A 1974-nucleotide genomic window follows, 5' to 3' on the forward strand; every position below is an offset into this window, starting at 1 on the left:
AGGTCTATTCAGGACAGAGGAAATGAGTTTGAAAGGCTAAAAAAAAAAGGTAAGAGAAATATTAAGAAATATAATGGAGGGCTGTAATGAGTAATTATCAAGCAGAAAATATTACGGTATTAGAGGGTCTAGAAGCCGTTAGAAAAAGACCGGGGATGTACATAGGTTCCACATCTGCAAGAGGTCTCCACCACCTAGTCTGGGAAATAGTAGACAACTCTGTGGATGAATCTTTGGCAGGATACTGTAACAAGATAGATATAAGAGTCCTAAAGGACAATATTATAGAGGTAAGTGATAACGGAAGAGGAATACCTGTGGGAATTCATCCGAAACACGGGAAATCAGCACTTGAAATAGTTCTTACTGTGCTTCATGCTGGAGGAAAGTTTGAGAACAGCAATTATAAGGTATCAGGAGGTCTTCACGGAGTCGGAATATCTGTAGTAAACGCCCTCTCTGAATGGACAGAAGTATTTGTAAAAAGAGACGGAAAAATACATACTCAAAAATACAACAGAGGAGTACCTGAATTTGATGTAAAAGTTGTAGGCAAAACAACTGAATCAGGTACAACAGTAAGGTTCAAAGCAGACCATGAGATTTTTGAAACATTAGAATATGACTTTGATACTTTGAAATCCAGACTTAAAGAGATGGCTTATTTAAACAAAGGTTTAGAAATAGTTCTCACAGATGAGAGAAAAGAGGTCATAAAAGAAGAAAGATTAAAGTTTGACGGTGGAATAGTTGACTTTATAAAAGAGATAGAAGAAGGGCAGGCAACACTTATTCCAGAGCCAATATTCATGACTGGGGAAAGTGACGATATCATAGTGGAGATCGCTATCCTCTATACTGAAAAACAGAGAGAGACAATCTACTCCTTTGTAAATAATATAAATACTCATGAGGGCGGAACCCATGTAAGTGGATTCAGAATGGCTCTTACGAGAATAATAAATGAAGTTGCCAAATCTTTGGGATTATTGAAGGAAAGAGACGGGAATTTTCAGGGGCAGGATATAAGAGAGGGAGTCACGGCTATTATCTCCCTAAAAGTACCTGAACCTCAGTTTGAAGGTCAGACAAAGACAAAGCTAGGAAATTCAGAGGTTACCTCTGTAGTTTCATCTGTAATGGGACAATATCTGAAGATGTATATGGAGGATCATCCTGGCGATGCAAGAAACATAATAGAAAGAATACTCATGTCTAAAAAAGCAAGAGAGGCAGCAAAAAAAGCAAGAGAGCTTGTAATGAGAAAGTCTGCCCTTGAAGTAGGTTCTCTTCCTGGAAAACTTGCAGACTGCTCTTCTAAAAAACCTGAAGAGAGTGAAGTATTCATAGTAGAGGGAGATTCTGCAGGAGGATCTGCAAAACAAGGAAGAGACCGGTATACACAGGCAATACTTCCACTTAGAGGAAAAATAATAAATGTGGAGAAGTCAGGTCTTCACAGAGCCCTTGAAAACAATGAGGTAAGATCAATGGTGACCGCCTTTGGTGCCAATATAGGGGACGATCTGGATCTTGAAAAACTGAGATATCACAAGATAATAATAATGACAGATGCAGACGTAGACGGTGCTCATATAAGAACACTGATACTTACTTTCTTTTACAGATACATGGTGGATCTTATTCACGGAGGATACATATACATAGCCCAGCCGCCATTATATAAAATAACAGCAGGAAGAACAATGGTGTATGCTTATTCTGATAAACAGCTAAAAGAGATAACCAGTGTAATGGATGCTGAAAATAAAAGATATAGCCTACAGAGATATAAGGGACTGGGAGAGATGAATCCCGATCAGCTATGGGAAACAACTATGAATCATGATACAAGAACTCTTCTTCAGGTAACAATAGATGATGCAAGAGAAGCTGATATACTTTTTGACAAGCTGATGGGAGACAAAGTAGAGCCTAGAAGAAACTTTATCGAAGAGCACTCTCACTTTGTAA

Annotated in this window: 1 protein-coding gene; it reads left to right on the forward strand. The window is 38.3% G+C overall.

The window, feature by feature from the left end; genetic code table 11:
• Positions 1-86: 86 nt before the first annotated feature.
• On the forward strand, positions 87-1974 hold a 1888-nt coding region (gene gyrB, locus ABZA26_RS13855), incomplete at its 3' end, for a DNA topoisomerase (ATP-hydrolyzing) subunit B (RefSeq protein WP_372715083.1).

The organism is Ilyobacter sp. (genome assembly GCF_041583315.1).
In the GTDB taxonomy this organism is placed as follows: domain Bacteria; phylum Fusobacteriota; class Fusobacteriia; order Fusobacteriales; family Fusobacteriaceae; genus Ilyobacter.